A 23,451-nucleotide genomic window follows, 5' to 3' on the forward strand; every position below is an offset into this window, starting at 1 on the left:
TTGTTTAAACGGTTGACTTTATAACTTCTGCTCCTTTTCCCTTTAAATTTGCATGCGCTGCTGCTAATTTAGCTATTGGAACTCTGTAAGGAGAACAACTTACATAGTTAAGATTTATTTTGTGGCAGAACTCAATTGATTTCGGATCTCCACCATGTTCACCACATATTCCGACTTTGAGATTCTTGTTTGTCTTCCTTCCTTTTTTCACACCAATCTCCATAATCTGACCAACTCCTTCTGTGTCTATTGTAATGAATGGGTCATCTTCTATTATTTTATTATCAATATAGAAAGGTAAAAATTTTCCCGCATCATCTCTTGAAAGTCCAAACACAGACTGCGTTAAATCATTTGTTCCAAAGGAGAAAAATTCTGCTTCAGTAGCAATCTGATCTGCTGTTATTGCAGCACGAGCAAGTTCTATCATTGTTCCAACCTTATACTCAACTTTTATTCTGTATTGTTTCATAACATCTTCTGATGTTTTCACGGTCAACTCTTTCATTAACTTCAATTCATTAACATGTGCCACAAGCGGAATCATTATCTCGGGTATAACTTTGATTTTCTTCTTGGCAAGCTCACAGGCTGCTTCCATTATAGCTCTTACCTGCATCTCATATATTTCTGGATATGTAACTCCAAGACGGCATCCTCTATGACCAAGCATTGGATTAAACTCTTCAAGAGCTTTAATTTTAGATTTAATTCTTCTGATGGAAACACCCATTTCATTAGAAAGAATCTCTATTTCTTCATCTGTTTTGGGTAAAAACTCATGAAGTGGTGGGTCAAGAAGTCTTATTGTTACAGGTAATCCTTTCATTTCTTTGAAAATACCAATGAAGTCTTTTTTCTGATAAGGTTTTATTTTATCTAGTGCTTTCTTTCGCTGATCAATATTATCTGAAAGAATCATTTCTCTGAATGCCCTGATCCTGTCTGGATCAAAAAACATATGTTCTGTTCGGCAAAGTCCAATTCCTGAAGCACCAAAATCTCTAGCTACCCTTGCATCTTTTGGAGTATCAGCATTTGCCCTGACTTTAAGCTTACTAAGCTCATCAGTCCATTGCATAATAGTATAAAATTCTTTTGAAAGTTTAGGCATAACAAGTGGTGCCTGTCCAAGAATAACCTCACCAGTAGTTCCATTTAATGTAATATAATCCCCCTCTTTAACAGTAATTTCTCCAGCTGTAAAACATTTTTCTTCTTCACGAATGGTTATCTCTCCGCAGCCAACAACACAACATTTGCCCATTCCTCTGCCAACAACAGCGGCATGAGAAGTCATGCCTCCTCGTGCTGTTAATATTCCCTGAGCAACTGCCATTCCGCCAATGTCCTCAGGTGATGTTTCATTTCTTACAAGAATAACCCTTTCTCCCTTTTCTACCCATTCTTCTGCATCCTGAGCTGAAAAAACAACCCTGCCAACCGCTGCTCCAGGGCTTGCAGGCAATCCTTTTGCTATAACTTTAACCTCTGCCTTTAGATCAATTGTAGGATGAAGAAGTTGATTGAGTTGTTCAGGTTCTATTCTTAAAAGAGCTATTTTTTTATCAATAAGTTTTTCATTTACCATATCAACAGCTATTTTTATTGCAGCTGCAGCTGTTCTTTTTCCAACTCTTGTCTGAAGCATATAGAGTTTGCCTTCCTGAATTGTAAACTCTATATCAAGCATGTCCTTGTAATGCTTCTCAAGTTTATTGCATATTTTTTCAAGTTGAGAATATATTTTTGGCATTCTTCTTTTAAGTTCTTCAATTTTTAAAGGAGTTCTGATACCTGAAACAACATCTTCTCCCTGTGCATTTACCAGAAATTCAGCAAAAAATTTTTTTTCTCCTGTAGATGGATCTCTTGTAAAACCAACTCCTGTACCTGAATTTTCTCCCATATTACCAAAAACCATTGCAACAATATTACATGCTGTGCCAAGATCATCTGGTATTCCGTGAAGCCTTCTATAGGTTGCTGCTCTATCTCCATACCATGAATCAAAAACAGCTTTTATTGCCATCCTAAGCTGTTCATAAGGGTCTGAAGGAAAATTAGTACCCGTCTCTTTTTTATAAAGTTCTTTATATTTTTTAACAAGAGTTTTAAAATCTTTTGCATCAAGTTCTGTATCTAATTGAACATCTTTTGCCTTTTTAGCTTCTTCAAGTAAATCTTCAAATTTTTTCCTGTCTATATTAGTAACAATACTTCCAAACATTGTAATAAATCTTCTATAGGTATCATATGCAAATTTTTCATTTTTTGTTTTCTTTATTAAACCTTTAAGGGTTTCATCATTTAATCCAAGATTTAATACTGTATCCATCATTCCTGGCATGGAAAACTTCGCACCTGATCTAACAGAAATAAGAAGCGGATTTTCAGGATTACCAAATTCAGAATTCATTGATTTTTCAACATTTTTCAGATTATTTAAAACTTCCTCCCACATTCTGTCAGGAAATTTTTTGCCAAGACTAAAATATTCTCTACAGGCTTCTGTGGTAATTGTAAATCCTGATGGAACCGGAATTCCAAGATTGGTCATCTCAGCAAGTCCAGCTCCTTTCCCGCCGAGAAGATCCTTCATTTGAGCTGTTCCTTCTGCTTTCCCATCTCCAAAATAGTAAACATATTTTTTCCCTGACGTTAATTTTTTTGATGTTGATGCTTTTTTGAGAGGCTTTTTTTGTTTTTTAGATGTCAAGGCCATCTGAAAACTCCTCCTAAAGGTTTATTTAAATAGCTATTCATATTACAATGATAAAGAAAGTTTTTTCAAGAAAATATTGACTTTTTAAAAAAACTATTTCAAACTAAGCTTCATGGAAGAAATTTTTATTAAACCTTTAAAAAAATACGGAAGTCTCTGGATTTATAAAAATGAAATTCTATCAGACATCACGCATTTAACTCCCGGTAGTCTCCTAAGAGTTTATGAATCAAGATCAAATAAAATTATTGGAACAGGATATATAAACCCAAAATCAACAATTTCTATAAGACTTCTCAGTTTTAAAAAAGAAAATATAGATGCTGAATTTTTTCATCAAAAATTTCAACAGGCAATAAAATACAGAGAAGAATTTTTAGGACTTAAACATAGCTATCGAATGATATATAGTGAATCTGACGGGCTTCCGGGCTTGATAGTGGATAAATACAATAATTGCCTTGTAATTCAGATTCTGACCGCTGGAATGGAGACTTTTAAGGATTTAATAATCGAACTTTTAGATAAAATTACTAATCCAGAGATTATCGTTCTTAAAAATGACTCTTCATCAAGATTGAAAGAGGGTCTTGTAACAGAGAAAAAAATAGTGAAAGGAGAACTCAGCGAACTTCCAGTGATTTATGAAGATGATGTTAAATTTTTAGTTAACCCAGTTCATGGACAAAAAACAGGCTTTTTTCTGGATCAGAGAGAAAATAGGCTATTTCTTAAACAATTCATTACTGCTGGAGAAGGACTTGACCTTTTTTGCTATATTGGTTCATGGAGTATTCATCTCGCAAAAAAGGGAGCAAGTGTTACAGGAATTGACAGTTCAGAGCATGCAATAAATTCAGCGAGAGATAATGCAAAAATTAATAATTTGAATGAAAAATGTAAATTTATAAAAGCTGATGTATTTAACTATCTTAAATGGGAGATAAAAAAGAACAAACGCTATGACTTCATGGTGGTTGATCCGCCTGCTTTTGTAAAATCAAAAAATCAGAAAGACGATGCTATCGAAGGATATTTAACTTTAAATAGTTTAGCGTTAAAACTTTTGAAAAAAGATGGGATCCTTACCACATCATCATGTTCACAGCACATATCAGACTTTGAATTCTCAGAAATAATTAAGGAAGCTCTTTCACGAAATAAAAGAACAGGAAAGGTATTATATAAAGGAATCCAGAGCAAGGATCATCCAATACTTTTAACTATGCCAGAAACAGCTTATCTGAAATGTTTAATAGTTAAACTATTTGACTAAAAAACCATATTTTAATTAAACTTTTAAATTATGCGAATGAAATTTTTCATGGCAAACTGGAAGATGCACAAGACTGTTCAAGAAGCGCTTGAGTTTTTAAAAGATTTCATTCCATCTGTTCAGGGTATATCTGACAGAGAAATTGGTATAGCTCCTGCATTTGTATGCATTGACAGTATGTCAAAAGCTTTAAGGGATACAGATATAAAAGTTGGGGCTCAAAATGTTTTTTATGAAAATAAAGGAGCATATACCGGAGAAGTATCTCCAGTAATGCTTAAAGACTTAAATATTGATTATGTAATAATTGGCCATTCAGAAAGACGAAAATATTTTCATGAGACAGATGAAATAATTAATCTTAAAATAAAGGCAACTATGAGTGAAAACCTAAATGTGATTTTCTGTATTGGCGAAACACTTGAAGAAAGAGAATCAGAGAAAACATTTGATGTTTTAAAAAAACAAATTGAAAAAGGACTTGAAAATATAGAAAAATATGACTCTTTAGTATTGGCTTATGAACCTGTATGGGCAATTGGAACAGGAAAAGTGGCATCTGAATTGCAAATTGAAGAAGCTCATGCATTTATAAAAAATAGATTAAAAGATATTTATTCAGATAAAGCTGACAGAATAAGAATACTTTACGGTGGAAGTGTTAGTCCTGAAAATATTCATTCAATAATGAATATTGCCAATGTTGACGGAGTCCTTGTCGGCGGTGCCAGTCTTGACCCTGAAAAGTTTTTAAAAATTATAAAATATGAAGAACGAAAATAAATAGGGAGGAAATTTTATGAAAACATTGCTTTTAACTTTTCACATAATACTCTGTTTGGTTATGATTGCTGTAGTTCTTCTTCACAGAGGTAAAGGAGCTGAACTTGGACCTGCCTTTGGAGGAGGCTCTTCACAGACTCTTTTTGGTCCAAGAGGTGCTGCTACTTTTCTTAACAAAGTAGCAACCATTGTGGCTGTGTTATTTATGCTTTCTTCTTTCTTTCTGACCTATATTACTACAAGAAATAAATCTGTTGTCTCAGATGTCAATATTCCTCAACAAACTCAACCAGTTCAGCCAGCCCAGCAACCAACAGGAGAACAACCTCAACAAAAGTAGATGTTAAAAAAATATGGCAGATTTATTCTTTTTTTAACTTTATTTATTTTTTCCTGCCAGAGAGCCCCTGATATAAAAGAACCATTCTCTTTAACCGGAGCTTCTTCTGCTGATGCTAAAAGACTTCTACCTCTCTTTGCTTCAGACTCAGCAAGTGCCGATATAAGCGGAAGAGTTTTTAATGGACTTACAAAATATGACAAAAATCTTAATATTGTTGGAGACCTCGCTGAGAAATGGATTATATCAAAAAATGGTAAAGAAATTATTTTTTATCTCAGAAAAGGAGTTAAATGGCATGATGGTATAGAATTTACTGCAGAGGATGTTGTATTCACATATAAAGCAATTACTGATCCTCGTAATCCAACACCTTATAGCAGTACCTACGGCCCGGTGAAAGAAGTGAAAGCCATTGATAAATACACTGTGAAAATTTTATATGAAAAACCTTTTGCACCTTCGCTTGAATCATGGGGAATGGGAATTCTTCCAAAACATTTGCTCGAGGGTAAAGAACTGTTTAACTCTCCACTTAACAGAGCTCCTGTTGGCACAGGCCCTTACAAAATGAAAGAATGGGTAACAGGACAGAGAATTATCCTTGAACGAAATCAAAACTACTTTGAAGGTTTACCTTTTTTCGAAAAATTTATTTCAAGAATTATACCCGATGCATCCACAATGTTTCTTGAACTGAGATTTGGTGGAATAGATTATATGGGACTTAATCCTGCGCAATATAAATATTATGGTACAAAAGATTTTTTTAAAACATACTTCAATGTTTACCGCTATCCATCTTTTGGATATACCTATATTGGATATAATCTTGAAAATGTTTTATTTTCGGATAAAAAAGTTCGTCAGGCGATTGCTCATTCCATAAACAAAAAAGAAGTCATTGAAGGAGTTCTTCTTGGATATGGAAGCCCTTGTACAGGACCATTTCCACCTTCTTCATGGGCATTCAATCCTGATGTAACAGATTTTGAGTATTCACCTGAGAAAGCAAAAAATATTCTTTATGAACTTGGATGGAGAACTGGTAATGACGGTATTCTGGTAAAAGATGGGAAAAGATTTTCATTTATTCTGCTTGTTAATCAGGGCAATGAAGGCAGACTTAAAACAGCACAAATTATAAAAGAGCAACTAAAAAACGTTGGAATTGACCTGAATATAAGAGTTCTTGAATGGCAAAGTTTTCTAGAACTTGTTACAAAAAGGCAATTTCAGGCAGTATTACTTGGCTGGTCACTTTCTCATGACCCTGATTTATATGATATATTCCATTCTTCTAAAACTAAACCTGGAGAGTTCAATTTTGTCAGTTACAGCAATCCATATGTTGATAGATTAATTGAGCAGGCACGAGGAATCCTCAACAGAGATGAAAGGAAAAAGCTTTATTTTAAAATTCATAAACTTATCACAGAAGATCAACCTTATACATTTCTTTATGTTCCTGACACAATTATTGCTGTAAATAAGAGGATTAAAGGCATTGAACCTGCTCCTGCAGGAATATGGCATAACTATATTTTCTGGTATGTGCCAAAAAATACCATGGACTGGTATAATTAAAACTATGAGGCTTTTATATCAAAAACATAGACTGTTATTTAAAACCTTGACAATTAATTTATTATGTATTTTTTTATTGTTAACACTCTCCTATGCTCAGAATACCACTTTATCCAAAATTGAAACCGCATATAAAAATATAGATGATGCAAGTGGGAATTTTATTCAGATAAGTTATATAAAAGAACTTGGAAAAACTCAAAAATTTAATGGAAAATTTTTTATAAAGGGCGACAAAATAAGATGGCAGTATTCTGGAAATTTTTCCCAGGTAGTTTATCTCAATAGAAAAATGCTCACTGTTTATGACAAAACAAATAAACAGGCAATACAGAGCAGTTTTACAGAAGATAAATACGGACAGCTGCCTATTGCACTTCTTTCAAGAATGGCTGATATTAAAAAGGATTTTGAAGTTGCAGAAAATAAAGAAAACACTTTGATTCTGGTTCCTAAAACTAAAATGGGCAACATTAAAAGAATCGAACTGGTTATTAATGAAAACGAATTTCCAATTAAATCTCTTAAGATTACTGATACTATGGCAAATATAATAACAATTGAATTTAACAATGTAAAAATAAATACAACTCTCAGAGATTCATTATTTAATTTCATTCCCAGGAAAGATGACACAGTATTACAGTATTAAAGTTTTTCTCATTTAATTTAAAGAAACCAGAGTATAATTGGAGGTGAGGATGAGTAAAAGAAAAATTGCCATAACAATGGGAGATCCTGCTGGAATAGGTGCAGAAATTATCGTCAAAGCCTTTGCTCAGGAAGATATCTATAAAATATGCAATCCTGTTGTCATAGGAGACAGAGCGGTTATAAAAGAAGTTATCAAAACAATAAATATAGATTTTGACCCTGATAATATAGAAATATTAAATCTCAATGAAGTGAAAAACCCTTCAAAACTTCACAAAGGAAAGCCTTCTGAAGAATCTGGAAGAGCCTCATTTTCCTATATCAGGAAAGCTGTAGAACTTTACAGACTTGGAATAGTTGAAGCAATTGTTACAGCACCAATTACAAAAATTGCTTTGAAAATGGCTGGACTTCCATGGATTGGACATACAGATATGCTTGCGAGTCTAACCAATGTTGAAGATTATGCAATGGCTTTTTACAGTGAACCATTAAAATTAATACTTGCAACCATTCATGTGCCTCTTAAAGATGTTCCATATCTTATAAAAAAAGAAAAAGTTATCAAATCCATATTTTTTGGACAAAAAGCCTGCGAAATGCTTCAGATTGAAAATCCTCGAATTGCAATATCAGGTCTTAATCCACACGCAGGAGAAGATGGAATTATGGGAAGAGAGGAAATCGATGAAATTATGCCCGCTGTTAAAGAAGCAAGATCTCTTGGTATAAATGTGTCAGGTCCTTATCCAGCTGATTCTATTTTCTGGCGTGCGTCAAAAGGTGAATTTGATATGATTGTTGCCATGTATCATGATCAAGGGCTTGCACCATTTAAACTGTTAGCCTTTGATAAAGGTGTAAACTTTACTGTAGGGCTTCCATTTATTAGAACTTCTCCTGACCATGGAACAGCTTATGATATAGCATGGCAGGGGAAAGCTAATCCTGCAAGCCTCATCGAGGCAATAAAACTTGCTGCAAGGATGGTACTATGAAACTTTTTACACCCTTTGAAATTAAAACAATTAAGATGCAAAACAGAATAGTACGTTCTGCAACATTTGAAAAAATGGCTGATGAAGACGGTTTTGTCACAGAGGAGCTTATAAATTTTTATGTAACTCTTGCAAGAGGTGGAGCTGGATTAATAATCACAGGTAATGCTCTGGTTCACGTATCAGGCAGAAGTGCTCCTAAAATGATATGTATTCATAATGATTTTTATGTTGAGGGCCTTAAAAAACTCACAAATGCTGTTCATAAAGCTGGTGGGAAAATAGTGATTCAACTTAGTCACGGAGGAAGACAGTGTGCATCAATTTTTCTTGGTGGTTCACAGCCCGTAGCGCCTTCATCTATTTATGAACCTGTTTATAAAGTAATGCCCAGAGAATTAAAGCAGGAAGAAATCTGGGAAATAATAGAATCTTTTGGCAGTGCAGCCAGACGAGCAAAAGAAGCAGGATTTGACGGAGTTCAGCTCCATGGTGCTCATGGATATTTAATAAATCAGTTTCTATCTCCTTATACAAACAGAAGAAATGACTACTGGGGAGGAGACGAAGAGCGAAGATTTCACTTTCTTGAAGAAGTTTACGAAAGCATAAGATACAATGTTGGCTTTGACTATCCTGTAATGATAAAACTCAATGCCTGTGATTTTATTGAAGGAGGATTAAAACTTGAAGATAGCTTAAAAATTGCCAAAAGACTTAAAAATTTAGGAATTGATGCCATTGAGGTAAGTGGGGGCATAGTGGAATCTAAACCAGAAGAAAGACCTGTCAGAATAAAGATAGATTCTCCAGAAAAGGAAGCATACTTCAGAGAATTTTCAAAAGAATTCAAAAAAAATCTGAAAATTCCAGTTATGCTTGTTGGTGGAATTCGCTCTCGCTCTGTAGCAGAAGAAATCTTGCAAAAAAATGAAGCAGATCTTATTTCTCTTTCACGACCATTAATCCGAGAACCTGATTTACCGCTAAAATGGATGAAAGATAAAGAAAGGTCTGACTGCATATCCTGTAATGGATGCATGAGATTTATAAAATTACCTCATGTAAAGTGTATCCAACTTGAAAAAAAGCGATAAATTGCTTTAATTTAATTGATAAATTTTTAAGGAGGCTTGATTTGGGACTGAATAATCTAACACTTGTGGAATTAGGAAAAATGATTCACAAAGGAGAAGTAAGACCTCATGAAATTTTAATAGATATATTTAATAGAATACAGGAGGTAGAAGGTAAAGTAAAGTCTTTTATAACTTTAACAATTGAAAAAGCCTATGAAATGGCTAAAGATGCTGAAAATACAATTTTTACAGGTAAAAAAAATATTGCTACAGGGATTCCTATTGCTATAAAAGATAATATCTGCACAAAAGGTATCCTCACTACATGTGCTTCAAAAATTCTTTACAATTTTTATCCTCCATATGAAAGCACTGTCACAGAAAAACTTTTAAAAGAAAAATATGTTCTCGTAGGCAAAACAAATATGGATGAATTTGCAATGGGTTCTTCAACTGAAAACTCAGGATTTCATATTACCAGAAATCCATGGAATCTCGAAAGAGTTCCAGGTGGAAGTTCAGGTGGAAGTGCTGCAGCTGTTGCTGCTGATGAATGTATTGCTGCACTTGGTTCTGATACAGGAGGTTCTATCAGACAACCTGCTTCTTTCTGTGGTGTTGTCGGATTAAAACCAACCTACGGAAGAGTTTCCCGTTTCGGTTTAGTTGCTTTTGCATCGTCCCTTGACCAGATAGGTCCATTAACAAAATGTGTTGCTGATTCTGCCCTGTTAATGAATGTTATCGCTGGATACACTCATATGGATTCAACTTCCGTTCCCATAAAACCAGCTGATTTTACCGAAAAATTGGGAAAGGAAATAAAAAATTTTAAAATTGGTATTCCTAAAGAATATTTCATTAAAGGAATGGACAAAGAAGTCGAAGAACGAGTTAATGAAGCGATAAAACATCTTGAGTCTCTTGGCTGTATTCCGATTGAAATATCTCTACCCCATACTGAGTATGCTGTTGCCACTTACTATATTATAGCCACATCAGAGGCGTCTTCTAATCTTGCAAGATATGATGGAGTAAAATACGGGCTCAGGGTTGAAGGAAAAGACCTATTGGACATGTATATGAAAACCCGTAGCAAAGGCTTTGGTGCAGAAGTCAAGAGAAGAATTATGCTCGGTACATACTGCCTTTCAGCAGGATATTATGATGCTTACTATAAAAAAGCACAACAGGTTAGAACTTTAATTAAAAACGATTTTGAAAAAGCGTTTAAAGAAGTTAATTTTATTGTAACACCGACTGTTCCTTCCACTGCATTTAAAATTGGTGAAAAAATAGATGATCCATTACAGATGTATCTATCTGACATCTTTACAATTTCTGTAAATCTCGGAGGACTGCCTGCCATATCAATTCCATGCGGATTCAATAAGGACGGACTTCCAGTTGGGCTTCAAATAATTGGTAAACCTTTTAATGAATCTGAAATTCTTCAACTTGCTTTTGCCTATGAACAGTCAACTCCATGGCATACAAAGAAACCATTATTATAAAGGAGTGAAAATGCAATACGAAGCAGTAATTGGACTTGAAGTACATGCTCAGCTTTTAACACAAAGTAAAATATTCTGTAGCTGTTCCACTCAATTTGGATCAGAACCAAATACTCAAGTATGCCCTGTGTGTCTTGGTATGCCAGGTGTACTTCCAGTATTAAATAAAAAAGCTGTTGAATATACTATTAAAACAGGCCTTGCAATGAATTGCAAGATTGCTTCTTACAGTAGATTTGCAAGAAAAAACTATTTCTATCCTGATCTTCCAAAGGGATATCAAATAAGTCAGTATGAGCTTCCATTGTGTGAGGAAGGATATCTTGAGATAACAGTTAATAACGAAAGAAGAAAAATCCGTATAAAAAGAATTCATCTTGAAGAAGATGCGGGTAAAAACATACATGACCCATCTGGTTACAGTTTTGTTGATTTTAACAGAACCGGCGTTCCTTTAATGGAAATAGTATCTGAGCCTGATATAAAAACACCTGCTGAAGCAGCTTCATATATGAAAAAATTAAGAACTATTCTGAGATATCTTGGAGTTTGTGATGGCAATCTTGAACAGGGTTCCCTGAGATGTGATGCAAACATTTCTATTAGACCTGTGGGAAGCAAAGAATTTGGTGTTAAAACCGAGATAAAAAATATCAACTCTTTTCGCTTCGTTGAAAAAGCTCTGGAATACGAAATTAAAAGACAAATACGAATTCTCACTGATGGTGGTAAAATTACTCAGGAAACAAGGCTCTGGGATTCACAGACAGGCACTACTCAATCAATGCGTTCAAAAGAAGAAGCACATGATTACAGATATTTTCCTGAACCTGACCTTGTACCTGTGGTTGTTTCAAAAGATTTCATTGAAAGAATAAAAAAGGACATGCCTGAACTGCCTGACAACAAAATTGAAAAATTTATTAAACAATATAATCTACCTAACTATGACGCTGAAATTCTAACAGAAGAAAAGTCTATTGCAGAGTGGTTTGAAGAAGCAGTAAAACTGGGCGGTAAACCAAAAGAAGTATCAAATTGGATAATGGGTGAGCTTCTGAGATTACTTAATGAAGAAAACAAAGATATAACACAATGTTCTGTAAAGCCATCTCAACTTGTTGAGTTAATAGGATTAATTGAAAAGGGAACAATAAACAGAAATACTGCAAAAGAAGTGTTTGAAGAAATGTACAAAACTGGCAAAACTGCTGAAAATATTGTAAAAGAAAAAGGACTTACCCAGATTTCTGATGATGCTATTTTAATAGAAGCAATAAAGGAGGTAATATCCAAAAATCCTAAAGAAGTTGAAAGATTTAAAAATGGAGAAGAAAAACTTATAGGATTTTTTGTTGGACAGGTTATGAAAAATACAAAGGGTAAAGCCAATCCAAAACTAGTTAATGAACTTATTTTAAAGCTTTTAAAGGACTCATAAATGCCGTTTATAGGTATAATTTTTTTAATAATTATTTTTATATCAGCTAATGCTTTTGCTTTAAAATGCGATAAATGTCATAAAAATGATAATTCTATTACGCAAATATCTCAAGAAAAAGGGATAAAAACCAAACAAGACCTGGTTAATAAATTAAGAAAAGGTTCAAAGGCAAAACTTCATCAACATTTAAGTGACAATGATATTAATGAGGCAGCAAAGCAGATAAATTTGAAATAAATTATACAAAATCAAGCCAGTGTTTATATTTAGGAGATTTACCTTTTACTATATCAAAAAATAAATTCTGTATTTTCCCTGTAACCAAACCACAACTTCCTGATCCTATAATCCGTCCATCAATTTCTCTTATAGGAGTTATTTCAGCAGCTGTTCCAGTAAAAAAGACCTCATCAGATATATATAATTCATCGCGTGTAAATCTTTCTTCTCGTACTTCAATTCCTAAATCTTTAGCAATATTAATAACAGTATCCCTTGTAACTCCTTCAAGAATCGAAGTTAAAGGAGTGGTTTTTAGAATACCTTTGCGTACCATAAAAATATTTTCTCCGCTTCCTTCAGAGACATAGCCTTCTGTATCAAGTAAAATAGCCTCATCAAAGCCACACGAAACTGCTTCAATCTTTGCAAGCTGTCCATTGACATAATAACCTGCTACTTTACCCCTTGACATACTAGAATTAACATGATTACGAATAAATGAAGATGTCTTAACCTTTATTCCATTTTGAATAGCATCCTTTCCAAGATAAGCTCCCCAACTCCAGGCAGCTATTGCAACTTGAATAGGATTATTTTTAGGATAAACACCCATGCTGCCATATCCAATAAAAACTATAGGTCTTATATAGCAAGAATTGATTTTGTTAATTCTTATTGTCTCTTTTATTGCATCATAAATTTCAGTTTCAGTAAAAGGAATTTTTAGCGTAAAAATATGGGCTGATTTAAAAAGCCTTTCTACATGTTCTTTTAACCTGAAAACAGCAGGACCTTCCTCTGTCTCATAACATCTAATTCCTTCAAAGAGAGCAAGACCATAATGAAGAGAATGAGTTAGAACATGAATTTTTGCATCATCCCAGTTAACAAATTTTCCATCCATCCATATTTTTTCTGTTTTCGGAATCACGAAAAATATTAAACCATATTTTTCAAGATTAAGTCAAATATTTTACTCTACCACTCTATTGCATTTCATATTAAATAACAAAACTATCATCCCTACAGTATTATAAAAAGCTTATAAGGCTGACAAAACAAATAATGTTATAATATTTTTGATATGTCAATTACAAACAAAGCTGCTGTGTATCTCAACATGATCAAGATTGAACACAGTATTTTTGCCCTTCCATTTGCTTTTGCCGGAGCATTACTTGCTCAAGGTGGTATTCCAACATTCGAAAAAATATTCTGGATTACTGTTGCAATGGTTACTGCACGAGCATCTGCCTTCGGATTTAACAGAATTATTGACAGAAAGATTGATGCGATGAATCCAAGAACAGCAAATAGAGAAATACCTTCTGGTAAAATCAAACTCTGGGAAGCGTTTTTATTCACAGTTATATGCCTTGTAGTGTTTGTTTATTCTGCATGGATGCTTAACTCCTTATGCTTTAAACTTTCACCTCTGGCAATAGCCATTCTATTCATTTATTCATATACAAAGAGATTCACATGGGCATGTCACTTTGTTTTAGGTATAGCATTAGCACTTGCACCTCTGGGAGCATGGATTGCTATAAGAGGAAATTTTGACTGGGATATCATTCCTATGGTGTTTACTGTAATTTTCTGGCTTGCGGGATTTGATACCCTTTATGCTTTGTGGGATATTGAGTTTGATAAAAAATACGGAATATATTCAATTCCGAGAATCTACGGAGTTAAAAAGGCGATAAATTTTGCAAGATTCTTTCATTTTATTGCATGGAGCTTTTTAGTTTTAACTGGTATTGTTTTTAAACTCAATATATTTTACTGGATAGGTATGTTTATAGTTGCATATCTATTTATTCACGAACATAGAGTTGTCAGACCTGATGACCTTTCAAAACTGAATATAGCCTTTTTCAACATGAACGGTTATATAAGCGTTGCAGTGTTTATTTTTACTGCAATGAGTATTTTGATAAAGGTTTAGTTCCATCAGAATTTTGAGTTTTTATATGTTATTCTGCAATTCCGAAAAACAGATCGGAGTTTATGATGAACATTTTAGCTACATTAAGAATGACAAGATAATTTTAATAGGATCTTGAAGTTATTTATTATTTTAAATGTAACATTTAAAGCCTCATAAAGGAGAACGATTATGAACTCAATCTTTATTATTCGTGGCCAATATATTATTACCATGAACGAACATGACGAAGTTCTTAACAACTCTGGTGTTGTTGTGAAGGACGATAAAATCATTGATATTGGCGACTTTTCTGAACTTTTAAAAAAATATAAAGATTATCCTGTTCAGATATATGGCAATTCTCATTCTGTTTTAATGCCAGGCTTTATAAACACGCATACACATGCTGCAATGGTTTTATTTCGCGGAATTGCAGATGATTTACCTCTAAAACAATGGCTTAATGAACATATATGGCCAAGAGAGGCAAAATTTTTAAGCCCTGAATTTGTTTATGATGGGAGCTGCCTTGCATGCCTTGAGATGTTAAAAAGTGGCACAACAACCTTCAATGATATGTATTTTTTCCCGGAATCGATTGCAAAGGCAGCAAAAAAACTTAATATAAGAGCAGTTATAGGACAGGGAGTTTTTGATTTCTCAACTCCATTTGGTAAAAATGCTGAAGATTACTTAAATAGAGCTTTAGAATTTATCGAGAAATCTAAAACCAATGAATTAATAATTCCAGCTGTTGCTCCACATGCTATTTACACCTGTTGCAAAGAAACATTGATTAAATCCAGAGATCTGGCATTGAAGCATGATCTATTGATTCATATTCATCTTAGTGAAACATTCCAGGAAGTTGAAGAATGTATAAGAAATTATGGCAAAAGACCTGTTAAATATCTTAAAAATATAGGTTTTCTTGAAGGAAAAATTATAGCTGCCCATTCAGTATGGTTAAATGATGAAGAAATTGAAATCATGGGAAACCACAATGTTGGAGTTTCGCACTGCATTGAAAGTAATCTCAAACTTGCAAGCGGAATAGCACCTGTAGCAAAGATGCTTAAAAGGGGTATAAAAGTTAGTATGGGAACAGATGGAGCTGCAAGTAATAATAATCTAGATCTTCTTGAAGAGAGTTCTATTGCTGCAAAAGTTCAAAAAGGTATCACTGGTAATCCTACAGTGCTTGATGTAAAAACATGTATGAAAATACTGACAATATGGGCAGCAGAGGCATTAGGAATTGAAAAAGAAGTTGGCAGTATAGAAACTGGCAAAAAAGCTGACCTTGTGCTAATGAATCTTAATAAACCTCATTTACAGCCAGTTTATGATATATATTCAACAATAATATATTCTGCAAAAGCTTCAGATATTGAAGATGTCTTTGTAAATGGAGTTCCTGTCATAACGAGCGGTAAACATCAATTTGTGGATGAGGACACATTAATTGAAAAAGCAGTATGGTGGAGCAGGCAGGTTCAAAAATTATAAAATAATCTAATTTTTTAACAACTCATAAACAAGCATCTCAAGACTACATGCCCGTGCCTGTCGCAATGAAATATTTGTTTTGTAGAGAAGTCCATAAATACGACTATCAGCACTTGTTCTGTTTGTGTAATACCAGTTCAAAGCACCCAGAATCATATCTGACTCTATATCCTTTAATTTTTCAAGGATTTTAAAGGCTTTTTCTTTGTCTTTTTTTTGTATTGCATCTACAAGATCAAATGCCGTGGCATCACTCATTTCAGAAAGAATATCCTTTATATCAAAAAGCCCAACAGTCGATTTATCTGTAAGAAGTGCTATTTTTTCAATCTCTGATGAGATCAATCCTGGTTGACCACCTGTAACATCAATTAAGTAATAAATAGCATCTGATTTTAGATTAAGCTTATTTTCAGTAGCTTTGTAGGTTACCCATAACGAAAGCTCTCTTTCGTATATATCCAGATTGTAAATTTTACATTGTTTATTTTTTTTTAAAAAATCTATTTCTTTTAAAATTTCTTTGCTTGAAGTATTACAAACAATAATCAACGTAACTGAAAAAGAAGCAGTTGATAATATTTTTTCAAGCCATTCAATTCTTTTTTCACTTTTTTTAATTTTTTCAAAGTTATAAACAATTAAAATTCTTTTTTCAGAAAATAAAGATGCGGCAGTCATTAAAGAAGTTACATCAACCTCCTCCGGAGATTCATAGGTTTCAATAGCAATTGAATCAAAGTATTTTCTTACAAGCCTCAGTGCTTCAAATAAAAAATACGATTCTGTTGCATAACAGAAATATATTGTATTTAAAAGTCCTTTTTTTATCTCAACTTCAAATTTTTCAATTTCAAGCATGATTTACTCACTGAAAGTTAATTATATTAATTTTTTAAATATTAAATTTTTTTATCAGTTCTAATGATTTTACTCATCTGATGAATCTTTTTGTTGCTCATTTTTGGGTTCGACTTCAAAAATAAGCCTCCGCATCATATCATCGCATATATCCTGTATCAAGCTTTCAATTGCAAGGCTTTTATCCGCAATTATACTTTGCAAATCTCTTGTAGTTCTAAAAAAGGTTATAAATGGAGATCCAGGGTTAAACTCTTTAAGTTTATTACCTTTTGCATCATAAACCGTTGTTTTAACATTAATAACAACCTGATACTCCACAGTATTATATCCTATTTCTGACATGGTAAGAAGCTGATAATTTGTAATCTGAATATCAATCACTCTGTTTGCTGAGGATGTAATAGTAAAACCGTTATCAATAAGTTTCTGATAAGCAATGCTTCTCATTTTATCCTGGAGCCCGGGTTCAAGTGTAAGATTCTCAACATTTCTCAAATAAACTTCCTGAAATGGTAGATCAGCTTTTGTATAAATTTTATATCCGCAACTATTAATAATGAACCCAGAGATTAATAATATTAATATTAAAATTTTTTCTTTACTCATACGTTCTCCTTATCCAGAGCTTTTACAAATTTTAATAATAATTATTTAAATCAAAAAATTTTAACATGTATTATGATACCATAAATAAAATTACACTTAAAATCTAATCAGCTATTGAAAAATACGCTTTATATTGAAACCTAATTATTGAAGTTTGATTTTTAAAAAATTGGAAAATCAAAATATTTTACATTTATACAATTGTGATAAAATATTTAATGCGACATTTGATTATAATTATTTTCCTGTTGATTATTCCAGGTTTGCTTTTTGCAGAAGAATCAGCGTATGTATTTGTTGTCGATGGAAACTTATATCCTCTTTATGGATATAAAATAGTTCCAACTCACAAAGATAATCTATATATCACAAAAATAGCTCCAATAAAAAAATGGATTGCATCAGTTAAGTCACAATTAATAGTTGCACGGGATGGATATGTATATCCTGTAAAGGATTCAATTATTGTTGATAAAGCAAAAGGAATTGCTGTTTTACTGGTTGATTTTTATGGCAGAAAGTCTCTTTATTTTAATCCTGAAGAAAATTTAACAGATAGAGATATATCAGTGCTTATTGAAAATAAACAATCAGTTATTGCAAAAGTTAACAAAATATTCTCATCCGAACTTAAAAAATTTGGAATTAATCAGGGGAGAAAAATATACAGCTCATCTGACTATAATGCATTAGCAGAGTATTATGAAAACAGTGGACAATGGGATAAAGCTATATCAGTTTACGAAAAGTTACTTAAAGAAGACCCAAAAAATCAGAAAATTATAAAGAAAATTGGAATACTTTACTACCAGATAAGTGATTTTAAAAAAGCTAGAGAATACTTGTTAATGTTACCCGCAAATGAAGAAGTCATTGCAAAAGTTGCAGGAATTTATATAATTGAAAAAAATTTTGAAGGTGCTTTAAAAGTAATTAATAATTCTGGATTAAATTCTCCATATCTGCATTATCTAAAAGGTATAATCTACTATCTTTCAGATAAAAAAAATGATGCTTACAAAGAAGTCTCAATCCTGCTTAATATGGATAACCGTCTTGCACAAAATCTGAGAGATCTATTGAAATAGAAATAGCCTAATTTACAACTTTTACATCCAGAATTTTTTCTACATTAAAATGTCTTTCCTGCTTTCTAAGCATGCAGAAAGCCTTTAAACCAAGAAACTTTTTATCTCCATACTCCATATATCCAATATAACTTGGTTTTAATACCCTCTTTGATTTTATATCTGTAGATTTTAAATAAAGAATCTCAATTTCTTTTCCCTCATTGATTGCATTTTCAATTATTGAAATTTTTTCTTCAAGTGGAAGAGTTTTTTCTGCATATTTGTACTGAAATTGAGTTAGAAATCTCACAATCCTTCTATCAAGCAGAATATGTTTTTTGGAAACAGGTTTTTTAAGAATAAGACCATCAATAGAACGACACCGTGAAAGCGCAACATAAAGCTGCCCATGAGAAAATGTCCCTTTTCCTATATCCAAAATCATTTTATCAAATGTGAGTCCCTGACTTTTATGGATTGTAATAGCCCATGCAAGCTTTAAAGGATACTGAGTAAACTGCCCAACCACATCTGTTAATATTTTTTTCTTAGCTCTATCATAGTAAAATTCATACATTTCCCAAGTAAATGGAGTAACTTCAACAACTTCTCCATTGGTAAGTTCAACTACGATTATATCTGATTCTGTTTTTCGCGTTTGAATATCAACAATTTTCCCTATATCACCATTTATCCATCTACCTTTTGAATCGTTATTAAGAAGCATCACCTGTGCATCAACTTTCAATATAAGTTCCTGTGATGTGGGAAGATCTGATTCAGTGAATTCTCCATCAATATATCCATAGTATTTAACTTCTTTATTTTTTATTTTTGAAATTTTATCCGAGTTTATTTCCTCTGCTGTTTTATTGGTTGGAGTAAGATAAATATAGAAAGCATCTTCATCTAGATTAAAATCGGGCTTAACTCTTGTATTTAATTTTTCAATAATTTCATCTGTAATTGTGTTATTTCTTATTGAATTGAGAATTTCAAGAAATTCTATCTCAGACTGTCTGTAAACTTTCTCAAGTTCAACGAATTCAAACTCACATTCTTTAAAAACACTCGCATCAAAAAAATATGGCGTTTTATAAAAATCTTTAAAAATCCATCGTTCTCGTGATGTAACAACAGGAGGAAGCTGATATAAATCCCCAATAAATATCATCTGAATGTCGCCAAAAGGTTTCTTTTTAATTTTTCCGTGTATTCGTAAAAAACAATCAATACAATCAAGAATATCAGCCCTTACCATTGATATTTCATCAATAACAATACAGTCCAGTTTTTTATAGAGATGCGGATTTTTCGGTCTTATTTCTCTTATCTTGTGCATGGTTACATCAGGCTTGAAACCAAAAAATGAATGAACTGTCTGGCCTTTTACATTTACAGCTGCTACTCCTGTTGGTGCAAGTACTGCAACTTCTTTTTTCGTGTTTGCTCTGAAGTAATTTAAAAATGTTGACTTCCCTGTTCCAGCTCTTCCTGTTATAAATAAATTCCTATCTGTCTCTTCTGCAAGATGCAATGCTTTAAGGAATGCTTCATTCAAATCAATCTCTTTAAAATCATTCATGGCAAAATTTCTATTGGTGTACCGTTAGGAACAAGCTTCCATATTTCATCCATTTCTTCGTTGGTTACAGCAATGCATCCTTCTGTCCAGTCTTCAATTATATGATATTTGCCAAGATATTCAACTTTTTTTGAAAGTCCATGAATCATAATTTCACCACCTGGATTGATATGAAATCTTATTGCGTGGTCATAATCCTGTCCATTTGGATATGATATCTTCAGGGATTTATAAAAATTGCTGTTAGGATTTCTTCCAATTATATAGTACCTTCCTTCAGGAGTTTTTCCATCGCCCTGAGAAACCTTTTTACCTGTAGGATTCTTACCGAGTGCTATCCTGTATGATTTAATGATTTTACCTTCTTTCATTAAAAACATAACTCTCTTGGATTTAATAACAACAATCAGATCAGCAAATTCATTCGCTAATACAGTGTTAACAAAAAAAATAACAATTAAAACACTAAAAAGAACTATTCTTAAGAACATCTTTGCAATAACAATTCCTTTCCCTGGGTAAAATTTTTATAGATTCTTTTACGAGCAACCCAACTGTTTGCAATGCATTATGCATTGTGTCAACAACTTCTTTCACAGTGAGAGGATTTTTTGATATTCCTGCAGCATAGTTTGCAATAACAGCTACAGCAGCATAACATATCTGAGCTTCCCTTGCCAGTGAAGCCTCAGGCATAAGAGTCATTCCAATAATGTCTGCACCAATTTTTTTAAAAAATTTTATTTCAGCAGATGTTTCAAGTCTTGGTCCATTAACACATATATACGTTCCGTGTCGTATAACATTAACACCAATTTTTTTAGCTGTCTCTAACAAACATCGCCTCATTTCACTACAGAACGGTTCTGTAAAATCTATATGAACTACCCTGTCAGTATCATAAAATGTATTGTTTCTAACACCCTGCGTAAAATCTATAATCTGGTCAGGTATGACTATAGTACCAGGAACTATATTTTCCTTGAGTGAACCAGTGGCAAAGATAGCAAATAATCTTTCTATCCCAATTTGTTTGAATCCATATATATTAGCCCTATAATTAACCTTATGTGGAGCAATAGAGTGCTTCTGACCATGCCTTTTAAGAAAGCAAACTGTAGTTTTTTCAAGTTTTTGAATCTCATAAGGAGCTGATGGATCACCATATGGAGTTTTTATGGTGATTGTTTCGTTTTCTAGCTCTGATTCACTTAATCCACTTCCGCCTATTATTCCTATTTTCACGGATTATCTGCTCTTTAGTTTTTATTCTTACGCGCCCAGGAGGATTTGAACCCCCGACCTACGGATTCGTAGTCCGCCGCTCTATCCTACTGAGCTATGGGCGCTAAAAATATTATAACACAGTTTATTTGCTCTCAGATGACAGTTTTATAACGGTTTTCACGTTACCCCGTGGATTAAAATCTCCGATTATTTCTAATACTCTTGGTTTAAGAAGACTATAAAGGTCATCATAGATTTTATTTACTGCTGCTTCATGAGAAATATGCTCATCCCTGTAAGAGTTAAGATACAGCTTTAAAGCTTTTAACTCAACAATTTTTTTATCGGGTATATAGTTGATTTGTATTGTTGCAAAATCAGGGTATCCTGATCTTGGACAGAGACAAGTAAATTCAGGAAAACTGATTTCAATTCTGTAATCCCTGTCAGGATATGGATTATCCCATGACTCAAGCTGAGCTTCTTTAATGGCTTTTTCACCATACAACATCGTTTTTAAACCTCCCTATAAAGAGTCTAATACCAGATTTTTTAGAACCTCAATAAATTCGGGCAACGTATTCAATGAAGGAACTCTATATAAATCAAGCCCGAGAATGTTTGCTTTTTCTTTATAAACAATATCTATTTCATATAATGTTTCAATATGGTCAGAAACAAAGCTAACAGGAACAACTAATGTTTTTTTTATACCATTTTTAGCCAATGCTTCAATTGTTTCTTCAGTTGATGGCTTAACCCATTGAACTGGTCCTGTTCTGCTTTGATAACATATTTTCCACTGCTTTAATCTCATTTTGCTGACAATTGCTCTTACTGTTCTTTCAACTTCTGAGATATACGGATCACCTTTTTTATAAAGTGAATATGGAATTCCATGAGCACTGAAAAGAACAAAAGCATCACTTCCATATTTTTCAAATGATTTTTCAATCTGTTGTATCCACACATCAATAAAAAGAGAATAATCACACCAGGAATCTATAATTTTAAATTCAAAAATTCCATTCGCTAATTTTTTGAATCTTTCAACTGCAGATAATGTTGTAGCAGTGCAAAACTGTGGATAAAGAGAAAGTACAACAACTTTTTTTATATGAGAGTTCTTAAATTCATCCACACCATCTTCAATAAATGGATACCAATAGCTCATTCCAGCAAGAACTTTAAAACCTGATCCAAGGGCATTTTCAAGGCAGACTGCCTGGTCAATTGTAATTTCTTTGAGTGGAGATTTTCCTCCAATCCTTTCATATGCTTTTTTTACTTTGTCTGCTCTCAAAAAAGATATTAACCATGCCATAGGTTTTTGCATAATCCCAAAGCTTGCTATGTAGGGATCACTGAAAAGATTATAAAGAAAAGGTTTAACAGCCTCAAGACTGTCAGGACCTCCCATATTAAGCAATAACACACCGACTTTACTCATTCCATCTCCTGTAAAGATTATTTTTAATCCCCATACTATCAAGAAGTTTGCCAGCAACAAAATTCACAATATCATCAATACGTTCAGGTTTATGATAGAAAGCCGGTACAGGAGGTGCTATAGTAACTCCAATTCTGGCAAGCTTAAGCATATTTTCAAGATGAATCACACTGAATGGCATCTCTCTTGGTGCAATAACAAGCTTCCTATTTTCCTTAATTGTTACATCAGCAACTCTTGTTATTAAATTATCCGCATAACCATTAGCAATAGCAGAGAGTGTTTTCATGGAACATGGAACAATAAACATTCCGGCTGTTTTATAAGAGCCACTTGCAGGTGAGGCATCAATTTGAGTTTCATCGTAAATATTCATGCTGTAGTTAGTGAATCTCTTTTTAAATTCATCCAAACTTTTATATTCTGTTTCAAGTTTCATTACATGTACAGCGGAGTGAGATAAAATTAAAGATACTTCAAAATTATTAAGAAGTTCCTCAAAAAGTTTGATTCCGTAGATTATACCTGAAGCTCCGGTTATTGCTAAAACAAGTTTTCTCATTTTTATATAGTAACATTTAAATTTCT

The 23,451-nt window shown here is 33.0% G+C and carries 23 protein-coding genes and 1 tRNA gene; 13 read left to right on the plus strand and 11 right to left on the minus strand.

Going from position 1 to position 23,451, the window contains the following annotated elements; translation table 11 throughout:
• Positions 1-4 precede the first annotated feature (4 nt).
• A complete protein-coding gene (gene ppdK, locus G581_RS0103245) occupies positions 5-2,725 on the minus strand; it encodes a pyruvate, phosphate dikinase (protein WP_028844586.1) in 2,721 nt (906 codons plus the stop codon).
• A 112-nt stretch (positions 2,726-2,837) separates the two neighbouring features.
• Here ppdK and G581_RS0103250 point away from each other — a divergent pair, with 112 nt between their 5' ends.
• From G581_RS0103250 to G581_RS0103295, 10 genes are read left to right on the plus strand one after another with little or no spacing between them, the layout of a single operon-like run.
• On the plus strand, positions 2,838-4,001 hold the full coding sequence (locus G581_RS0103250) for a class I SAM-dependent rRNA methyltransferase (RefSeq protein WP_028844587.1): 1,164 nt from the start codon (positions 2,838-2,840) through the stop codon (positions 3,999-4,001).
• 36 nt (positions 4,002-4,037) lie between these two features.
• The gene (gene tpiA, locus G581_RS0103255; protein WP_239639022.1) at positions 4,038-4,784 is read left to right on the plus strand and encodes a triose-phosphate isomerase; all 747 of its coding nucleotides are present in this window, start codon (positions 4,038-4,040) and stop codon (positions 4,782-4,784) included.
• Positions 4,785-4,800: 16 nt separating this feature from the next.
• Positions 4,801-5,124 (plus strand): preprotein translocase subunit SecG, encoded by a 324-nt coding sequence (secG, locus tag G581_RS10440; RefSeq protein WP_038064897.1) that lies wholly within the window; start codon positions 4,801-4,803, stop codon positions 5,122-5,124.
• Positions 5,125-6,711: a peptide-binding protein gene (locus G581_RS0103265; protein ID WP_028844589.1), complete on the plus strand. Its 1,587-nt coding sequence runs from the start codon at positions 5,125-5,127 to the stop codon at positions 6,709-6,711. It abuts the gene before it with no gap.
• 46 nt (positions 6,712-6,757) lie between these two features.
• Positions 6,758-7,363 carry a LolA family protein gene (locus G581_RS0103270; protein ID WP_169368365.1) on the plus strand — a complete coding sequence of 202 codons (606 nt, stop codon included), beginning with the start codon at positions 6,758-6,760 and terminating at the stop codon, positions 7,361-7,363.
• A 49-nt stretch (positions 7,364-7,412) separates the two neighbouring features.
• Positions 7,413-8,363, plus strand: a complete 951-nt coding sequence (gene pdxA / locus G581_RS0103275) for a 4-hydroxythreonine-4-phosphate dehydrogenase PdxA (protein WP_028844591.1) — start codon at positions 7,413-7,415, stop codon at positions 8,361-8,363.
• Positions 8,360-9,460 carry an oxidoreductase gene (locus G581_RS0103280; protein ID WP_038064900.1) on the plus strand — a complete coding sequence of 367 codons (1,101 nt, stop codon included), beginning with the start codon at positions 8,360-8,362 and terminating at the stop codon, positions 9,458-9,460. The genes pdxA and G581_RS0103280 overlap by 4 nt, the downstream gene beginning before the upstream one ends.
• A gap of 41 nt (positions 9,461-9,501) precedes the next feature.
• On the plus strand, positions 9,502-10,956 hold the full coding sequence (gatA, locus tag G581_RS0103285) for an Asp-tRNA(Asn)/Glu-tRNA(Gln) amidotransferase subunit GatA (RefSeq protein ID WP_028844593.1): 1,455 nt from the start codon (positions 9,502-9,504) through the stop codon (positions 10,954-10,956).
• Positions 10,957-10,966: 10 nt separating this feature from the next.
• On the plus strand, positions 10,967-12,397 hold the full coding sequence (gene gatB, locus G581_RS0103290; RefSeq protein WP_028844594.1) for an Asp-tRNA(Asn)/Glu-tRNA(Gln) amidotransferase subunit GatB: 1,431 nt from the start codon (positions 10,967-10,969) through the stop codon (positions 12,395-12,397).
• On the plus strand, positions 12,398-12,637 hold the full coding sequence (locus tag G581_RS0103295) for a hypothetical protein (protein ID WP_028844595.1): 240 nt from the start codon (positions 12,398-12,400) through the stop codon (positions 12,635-12,637).
• 1 nt (position 12,638) lies between these two features.
• On the opposite strand, the gene G581_RS0103300 is transcribed toward G581_RS0103295, so the two are convergent.
• Positions 12,639-13,553: a branched-chain amino acid transaminase gene (locus tag G581_RS0103300; RefSeq protein ID WP_028844596.1), complete on the minus strand. Its 915-nt coding sequence runs from the start codon at positions 13,551-13,553 to the stop codon at positions 12,639-12,641.
• A 153-nt stretch (positions 13,554-13,706) separates the two neighbouring features.
• Between G581_RS0103300 and G581_RS0103305 the strand changes: the two genes are divergently transcribed.
• Together G581_RS0103305 and G581_RS0103310 are read left to right on the plus strand one after the other, a co-directional pair.
• Positions 13,707-14,570, plus strand: coding sequence for a UbiA-like polyprenyltransferase (locus G581_RS0103305; protein ID WP_038064903.1), 864 nt, complete (start codon positions 13,707-13,709; stop codon positions 14,568-14,570).
• 171 nt (positions 14,571-14,741) lie between these two features.
• Positions 14,742-16,061, plus strand: a complete 1,320-nt coding sequence (locus G581_RS0103310; protein ID WP_028844598.1) for an amidohydrolase family protein — start codon at positions 14,742-14,744, stop codon at positions 16,059-16,061.
• A gap of 6 nt (positions 16,062-16,067) precedes the next feature.
• On the opposite strand, the gene holA is transcribed toward G581_RS0103310, so the two are convergent.
• Both holA and lptE read right to left on the minus strand, forming a co-directional pair.
• The gene (gene holA, locus G581_RS0103315) at positions 16,068-16,922 is read right to left on the minus strand and encodes a DNA polymerase III subunit delta (protein ID WP_028844599.1); all 855 of its coding nucleotides are present in this window, start codon (positions 16,920-16,922) and stop codon (positions 16,068-16,070) included.
• Positions 16,923-16,991: 69 nt separating this feature from the next.
• On the minus strand, positions 16,992-17,531 hold the full coding sequence (gene lptE, locus G581_RS0103320; protein ID WP_028844600.1) for an LPS assembly lipoprotein LptE: 540 nt from the start codon (positions 17,529-17,531) through the stop codon (positions 16,992-16,994).
• A 218-nt stretch (positions 17,532-17,749) separates the two neighbouring features.
• Between lptE and G581_RS0103325 the strand changes: the two genes are divergently transcribed.
• Complete coding sequence (locus tag G581_RS0103325) at positions 17,750-18,619, plus strand: tetratricopeptide repeat protein (protein ID WP_028844601.1); 870 nt, start codon at positions 17,750-17,752, stop codon at positions 18,617-18,619.
• A 7-nt stretch (positions 18,620-18,626) separates the two neighbouring features.
• Here the strand turns inward: G581_RS0103325 and G581_RS0103330 are convergent, their stop codons facing one another.
• The 7 genes from G581_RS0103330 to G581_RS0103360 form a co-directional block, all read right to left on the minus strand.
• On the minus strand, positions 18,627-20,186 hold the full coding sequence (locus G581_RS0103330) for an AAA family ATPase (protein ID WP_028844602.1): 1,560 nt from the start codon (positions 20,184-20,186) through the stop codon (positions 18,627-18,629).
• Positions 20,183-20,677, minus strand: a complete 495-nt coding sequence (locus tag G581_RS0103335; RefSeq protein ID WP_038064907.1) for a L,D-transpeptidase family protein — start codon at positions 20,675-20,677, stop codon at positions 20,183-20,185. The genes G581_RS0103330 and G581_RS0103335 overlap by 4 nt, the downstream gene beginning before the upstream one ends.
• Positions 20,652-21,431 (minus strand): S-methyl-5'-thioadenosine phosphorylase, encoded by a 780-nt coding sequence (gene mtnP, locus G581_RS0103340; protein ID WP_028844604.1) that lies wholly within the window; start codon positions 21,429-21,431, stop codon positions 20,652-20,654. Before mtnP ends, G581_RS0103335 begins: the two co-directional genes overlap by 26 nt.
• A 30-nt stretch (positions 21,432-21,461) precedes the next feature.
• A tRNA-Arg gene (locus tag G581_RS0103345) sits at positions 21,462-21,535 on the minus strand.
• A 20-nt stretch (positions 21,536-21,555) separates the two neighbouring features.
• Positions 21,556-21,924, minus strand: a complete 369-nt coding sequence (gene queF / locus G581_RS0103350) for a preQ(1) synthase (protein WP_028844605.1) — start codon at positions 21,922-21,924, stop codon at positions 21,556-21,558.
• A gap of 15 nt (positions 21,925-21,939) precedes the next feature.
• Positions 21,940-22,863, minus strand: a complete 924-nt coding sequence (gene hemH, locus G581_RS0103355; protein ID WP_028844606.1) for a ferrochelatase — start codon at positions 22,861-22,863, stop codon at positions 21,940-21,942.
• Positions 22,856-23,425 carry a UbiX family flavin prenyltransferase gene (locus G581_RS0103360; protein ID WP_028844607.1) on the minus strand — a complete coding sequence of 190 codons (570 nt, stop codon included), beginning with the start codon at positions 23,423-23,425 and terminating at the stop codon, positions 22,856-22,858. The genes hemH and G581_RS0103360 overlap by 8 nt, the downstream gene beginning before the upstream one ends.
• Positions 23,426-23,451: the final 26 nt, after the last annotated feature.

This window comes from Thermodesulfovibrio thiophilus DSM 17215 (assembly GCF_000423865.1).
Taxonomy (GTDB): Bacteria; Nitrospirota; Thermodesulfovibrionia; order Thermodesulfovibrionales; family Thermodesulfovibrionaceae; genus Thermodesulfovibrio; species Thermodesulfovibrio thiophilus.